Annotated in this window: 3 protein-coding genes; all 3 read left to right on the top strand. The window is 68.8% G+C overall.

The window, feature by feature from the left end:
• Nucleotides 1–143 precede the first annotated feature (143 nt).
• The 3 genes from ACRDPS_RS20745 (at nucleotide 144) to ACRDPS_RS20735 (ending at nucleotide 6,469) form a co-directional block, all read left to right on the top strand.
• The gene (locus ACRDPS_RS20745; RefSeq protein ID WP_431503558.1) at nucleotides 144–2,837 is read left to right on the top strand and encodes a DNA translocase FtsK 4TM domain-containing protein; all 2,694 of its coding nucleotides are present in this window, start codon (nucleotides 144–146) and stop codon (nucleotides 2,835–2,837) included.
• The gene (locus ACRDPS_RS20740; protein WP_431503557.1) at nucleotides 2,834–4,933 is read left to right on the top strand and encodes a helix-turn-helix domain-containing protein; all 2,100 of its coding nucleotides are present in this window, start codon (nucleotides 2,834–2,836) and stop codon (nucleotides 4,931–4,933) included. The genes ACRDPS_RS20745 and ACRDPS_RS20740 overlap by 4 nt, the downstream gene beginning before the upstream one ends.
• Before the next feature lie 174 nt (nucleotides 4,934–5,107).
• The gene (locus ACRDPS_RS20735; RefSeq protein ID WP_431503556.1) at nucleotides 5,108–6,469 is read left to right on the top strand and encodes a glycoside hydrolase family 16 protein; all 1,362 of its coding nucleotides are present in this window, start codon (nucleotides 5,108–5,110) and stop codon (nucleotides 6,467–6,469) included.
• Nucleotide 6,470: the final 1 nt, after the last annotated feature.

Below are 6,470 nucleotides of genomic sequence, written 5' to 3'. Positions count from 1 at the left end.
AGTCGGCGCGTCATAACGCGCCGACTCGGCGACGTTTTGGGGGCAGTGGTCCCGTCGGGACAGCCGCGTATCGGAATTACACGGCTGCAACACACCCTTACGGGGTCCCGGAGGGAGGCCGCCGAGTCAAATACCCTGGTGGTATGGCGACCCGTACGTCTTCCCCGCCGGGTTCGCGGAGCTCGACCCCAGCCAAGAGCACCCGTCCCCGGAGTACGACCACGACAAAGCGAGCAACGGCCACGAGCCGGGCCCGCTCAAAGGCAGCGCCCAACAAGCGCAGTCCGAAGTCCAACGGACGACAGACGAGTCGCCCCGCCGCCAAGAGGACGACGAACCGTACGCCACCTCGTGCCGTGCGCAACGGGCCGAGCCCGATCTCGGTTCTCTTCGACGCCGTCTTCTCGACCATCGCCAGCCTGTGGCTGGCGATCGCCGGGGGAGTGGCGGCCATCTTCCGCGTCGGCGGCCAGGCCGCCAGCGACCTCGAGCCGGAGCACCGGCGCGACGGTGCCGGCCTGTTCCTGATCGGTCTCTCAGTCCTCGTCGCCGCCGGCGTCTGGTTCCAGCTCGGCGGGCAGTTCTTCGACGTCGTACGCATCGCGGTCGCGGGCGTGGTGGGCAAGGTCGGCTGGCTGGTGCCGGTCGGACTGCTCGTCGCCGGTGCGCGACTGATGCGCGACCCGGTCAACGCCGCCCCGATCGGCCGGCAGGCGATCGGCTGGAGCGCGTTCCTGATGGCAGCGCTGGGCATCGTCCAGATCGCCAACGGCAACCCGCAGCCCACCTCCGGCGACAGCAGCGAGCTGCAGTGGGCAGGGGGCGCGATCGGCTACGTGGTGGCCAGCCTGCTGCTCGACGTGCTCCGCTCGACGCCAGTGGTCGTCGTACTTCTCTGCCTGCTCATCGTCTTCGGGATCCTGGTCATCACCGGGACTCCGCTCTACCAGGTCCCCAGGCGGCTCGTCGAGCTGCGCGACCGGGCGCTCGGCCTGACGCCGGTCGAGGAGATGAGCGAGAGCGGCACCAACATCCGCCGGGTGCGTCGCGGCGGCAAGCTCTTCGCCGACGACGACACCTTCGACCCCGAGGGCTTCGAGCCGTACGAGACGCCGCTGCTCGAGGATGAGAAGCCGAAGAAGAAGCGCAAGAAGGACGGCCTCGACATCGCCCTCTCCCTCGACGAGGACGCGGACGCCGACACCCAGCCGGACGACGCCGTCGCCGACGGCCCCAGCGACGCGGCCGGCCTGCTACCTGCCGTCGCGGGCACCTCTCCGGGCCGCAAGCCGGGCTCGAAGAAGGACCTGGAGCCGCCGCCCCACGCCGAGCTGCCGCAACGGGTCGAGCAGCTGATGCTCGCCGGCGACGTGGCGTACACGCTCCCGGGCAGCGACCTGCTCAAGCCCGGCTCGCCGCACAAGGCCCGCTCCAAGGCCTCCGACGACATCGTCAGCCGGCTCCAGTCGGTGCTCGAGGAGTTCAACATCGACGCCGCGGTCACCGGCTACACCCGTGGCCCGACCGTCACCCGCTACATCGTCGAGCTCGGTTCCGGGGTCAAGGTCGAGAAGATCACCGGAATCCAGAAGAACATCGCCTACGCGGTGGCCTCCGCCGACGTACGCATCCTCTCGCCGATCCCCGGCAAGTCCGCGGTGGGCGTGGAGATCCCGAACACCGACAAGGAGATCGTCACCCTCGGTGACGTGCTGCGGTCCAACGCCGCGCGCGGCGACCACCACGCGATGATCACCGGCGTCGGCAAGGACGTCGAGGGCGGCTTCGTGGTCGCCAACCTCGCCAAGATGCCTCACCTTCTGGTCGCGGGTGCGACCGGCTCGGGTAAGTCGTCGTTCATCAACTCGATGATCACCTCCGTGCTGATGCGGGCCACACCCGACGAGGTCCGGATGATCATGGTCGACCCCAAGCGGGTCGAGCTGAACTCCTACGAGGGCGTGCCGCACCTGATCACGCCGATCATCACCAACCCGAAGAAGGCTGCCGAGGCGCTGGCCTGGGTCGTGCGGGAGATGGACCTGCGCTACGACGACCTGGCCAACTTCGGCTTCCGCCACGTCGACGACTTCAACAAGGCCGTACGTGCCGGGAAGGTGCAGCTCCCGCCCGACTCCGAGCGGGTCCTGTCGCCCTATCCCTACCTGCTTGTCATCGTCGACGAGCTCGCCGACCTGATGATGGTCGCTCCGCGCGACGTCGAAGACGCCGTGGTCAGGATCACCCAGCTGGCGCGTGCCGCGGGCATCCACCTGGTGCTGGCCACCCAGCGGCCCTCGGTCGACGTGGTCACCGGTCTGATCAAGGCCAACGTGCCCTCGCGACTCGCGTTCGCGACCTCGTCGCTGGCCGACTCCCGCGTCATCCTCGACCAGCCCGGTGCGGAGAAGCTGGTCGGTCAGGGAGACGGGCTGTTCCTGCCGATGGGCTCCTCCAAGCCGATCCGTGTGCAGGGCTCCTGGGTCTCCGAGAGCGAGATCAACGCGGTCGTCAAGAGTGTCAAGGGCCAGCTGGAGCCGTCCTACCGTGAGGACGTGACGGCGCCGGCCGAGACCAAGCGGGTGCTCGATGACGACATCGGCGACGACATGGACCTGGTCGTGCAGGCGATCGAGCTGATCGTCTCCACCCAGTTCGGCTCGACCTCGATGCTGCAGCGCAAGCTCCGCGTCGGGTTCGCCAAGGCCGGGCGCCTCATGGACATCCTCGAGTCCCGCGGCGTGGTCGGTCCCTCCGAGGGCTCCAAGGCCCGCGACGTACTCGTCAAGCCTGACGAGATCGACGGCGTCATCGCAACGATCCAGGGGGAGAAGTGAGCGAGAGTTCACCACACGTGGTCGTCGAGCCTGACGAGACCGTCGAGCCTGACGAGGGCCGTGTTTCGGATCCTGTCGAGAGCCCCGCCGAAAGCGCTGGGGAGAGTCTCGACGTCGACGTCGTCGAGGTACGCCGCAACGGCAGGCTCGCCCTGGCCGTAGCGCTCGCGTCGCTGCTGGTCGGACTCGCCTTCGTGCTGCGCGGCGGCGTCGAGGGCTACCTGGTCGGGCTGATCCTGCTCGCCGTGGCGGCGGTCCAGGGCTGGACGGCCTGGGACTCGCGGATGCCCCTGCTGCTCGTCGACGAGCAGGGCGTACGCCTTCGCTTCGGGCAGAACTGGCAGGGCATCCCGTGGTCCAAGATCGAGTCGGTCGAGCACACGCCGCGGCCGGCCGGGATCGAGCGTTTCTGGAAGGACGGCCGCATCGGCGTGCTGCTGCACGACGAGGACGAGGTGCTCGACGAGCTCTCGCCGACCGCCCGGCGCCAGGCGATGCTGACCGAACGCCTCTACGGCCTGCCCTTCTCCCTCCCGCTCGGGCTCTCGACCCGTGTCCTGGGCGGAGGTGAGGACGTCACCGAGGCCATCGCGATCGTTGCCGCGGACGGGGTAGAGGTCGTCGAGATCGATCCTGGTCTCGGGGCCGATGAGCCGGACGAGAGTGGCGACGCGATCAGCGAAACCGCGGGCGATGGCGCGGGCGAAGGTACCGTCTCCGACGGTTCCGGCAGCGCCGGTGCCGACGACGGTGACACGGCTGTTCGGCTGCCCGCCGTCGGGCGTGGAGGCGACACCAACCCCCGGATGCTCCGGGTCTTGGACGAGCCTGATATCAATGCCGCGGACGTGGTGGACGAGGCGGGGCAGGACCAGGTGGACCGGGACATTGTGCATGACGAGGCGACGCCGAAACCGGACCCCGATCCCGAGGTAGCCACCGAGGCATCGGCCGGGGATAAACCGCGCCCCGAGCCGGTCGCACCGCTGCGTGAGCCGTCGACGGCGGTCCGGGTGGACGTACGGTATGTGCCCGAGGAGCCGCAGGAGACCATCGCGGTGCACGGCGCGAACGCGCTCGATCTGGCCCCGGTGGAGACCGACGACGCCACCGACGATTCTGACGACTCTGACGGTTCTGCTGACGCGGCCTTCCTCGATGCGAGTGCCGGCCCCGGCATCGCCGAGGCCGGAGCCGATCAGGCAGGTATCGGCGAGGCAGGTGTCGACGACGAGACCGAGATCCTCACGACCGACCCGGACGCCACCCAGGCCCACGAGCTGACCGAGGGCGTGACCCCGGTCGCCGAGCGCGGTGATCGTGTCGAGTCGCACTCCTTCGATGGGGTCGGTGTCCGGGGGACTGGTTCCGGGACGAACGACAGCCCCGAGATCGGCGCCGAGATCTCCGCGGCGCGCCATCGCCTCGGCCTGGATGCCGAGGGCCTGGCGGAATGGACGCGTATCCGGCCGCACGTGATCGAGGCGATCGAGGTCGACGACTTCGGCCCGTGCGGCGGCGACTTCTACGCCCGCGGCCATCTGCGCACGCTGGCGCGTGTCCTCGGTATCGAGGTTGCGCCGCTGCTGCGTACCTATGACGAGAAGTACGCCTCCGGTCCGGTCAGCCCGCGCACCGTCTTCGAGGCCGAGCTCGCCCACAGCGCCGCCGTCCGGCCGGTCAGGCGGATGCGCGGCGGACCGTCGTGGTCCGTCCTGGTCGCCGCGGTGATGGCGGTCATCCTGGTCTGGTCGGTAGCACGCCTGGTCATCGACGGCACCGACCACGAGCCCGAGGCCGGCGCGATCCAGCTCGACGGCTCGGCCGGAACAGACAACCCCTACGGCGACTCCTCGCCCGTGCCGGTGACCATCTCCGCCGCCGGTGGTGGCGCGCACGTGGTCGTACGCGACTCGCGCGGCAAGGTCGTCTTCAGCGGCGACCTCGCCTTCGGCGAGTCCAAGCGGCTCCAGGTCACCCCACCGCTCCGCGTCCAGACCTCCGACGGCTCGCTCAAGGTCGCCATCGGCGACGGCAAGGCCAACGAGCTGGGCAAGACCGGCGAGTCGGCCCAGCGCACCTACACCGCCAACTAGCAAGCGATCGCCGACTCGGCACGAAATTCTGGGGCAGTTGCGCCGACTCGGCAGGTTTCTTAAAAATAGGTCGGTTTGGTGACGCTGGTCACATTTCGCTGGGACGATTGATCCGAGAGAGCGCTCTCACGAGTCATCGGGACTCATCGCTCGTTCATCGGAAAGCGAGTCATCATGAGAAGTCTCAGAGCATTAGGAGCGGCGGCGATCGCGGCCGGGCTGGTCGCTGTGGCCGTTCCCCTGGCCTCGTTGGGTCAGGCCGCCGAGCCTGACCCGCCGGCAGGCTGGACCAAGGTGTGGAGCGACGACTTCACCGGGTCGGCCGGGTCGCGGATCGACACCAGCAAGTGGATGTACGACATCGGTCACTCCTACCCCGGCGGTGCTCCCAACTGGGGGACCGGGGAGATCGCCTACCACACCGACAGCACCCAGAACGTCTACCAGGACGGCAACGGCAACCTGACCATCAAGCCGATCCGTGACGGCGCCGGCAACTGGACCTCCGGCCGCATCGAGACGACGAGAAGCGACTTCGAGCCGCCCACCGGAGGGGTGCTCCGCGTCGAGAGCCGCATCCAGATGCCGAACGTCACCGGCGCTGCCGCCCAGGGCATCTGGCCGGCCTTCTGGATGCTGGGCGAGCCGTTCCGCGGCAACTACTGGAACTGGCCGGGCATCGGCGAGATCGACATCATGGAGAACGTCAACGGCGCCAACCAGGTCTGGGCCACGCTGCACTGTGGCACCTCACCCGGCGGCCCGTGCAACGAGACCGTCGGTCTCGGCGGCACGATCCAGGGCTGCCCCGGATCAAGCTGCCAGTCCACGTTCCACACCTACGCCATGGAGTGGGACCGCAGCACCAGCCCGCAGCAGCTCCGGTTCTACGTCGACGACGTTCACTACCACACGGTCCGCTCGGACCAGGTCGACGCGACCACCTGGAACAACGCCACCAACCACGGGTTCTTCATCATCCTCAACGTCGCGATCGGCGGCGGCTGGCCCGGCAACCCGACCTCCGCGACCGCCTCCGGCGTACCGATGCTCGTCGACTACGTCGCGGTCTACTCCAAGGGCGGCGGTACGCCCGACCCGACCGACCCGCCCGCACCGGGTGACCGCGACGCCTACGAGACGATCCAGGCCGAGTCGTACAACGCCGAGAACGGAACCCAGACCGAGGCGACCAGCGACTCCGGAGGTGGACAGAACGTCGGCTACCTCAGCAATGGGGACTGGCTCCGCTACGACGGCGTGAACTTCGGGTCGACCCCGGCCCACACGTTCTCCGCGCGGGTCGCCTCCGGCGCGCCCGCCGGCGTCAGCGGCCTGGTCGAGGTGCGTCTCGACGACGTGAACAGTGCGTCGGTGGGCACCTTCTCGGTGGGCAACACCGGCGGCTGGCAGACCTGGCGTACGGTCCCGGGCAGTCTTCCGGGAGTGACCGGCACGCACACCGTGTATCTGCGGTTCACCAGCGGCCAGCCGGCCGACTTCGTCAACGTCAACTGGTTCACGTTCGCTCACTGAC

It is taken from the genome of Nocardioides sp. (genome assembly GCF_050699375.1).
In the GTDB taxonomy this organism is placed as follows: domain Bacteria; phylum Actinomycetota; class Actinomycetes; order Propionibacteriales; family Nocardioidaceae; genus Nocardioides.
The sequence above is the reverse complement of the archived record's forward strand: the minus strand, read 5'-3'. Positions and strand labels throughout refer to the sequence as shown.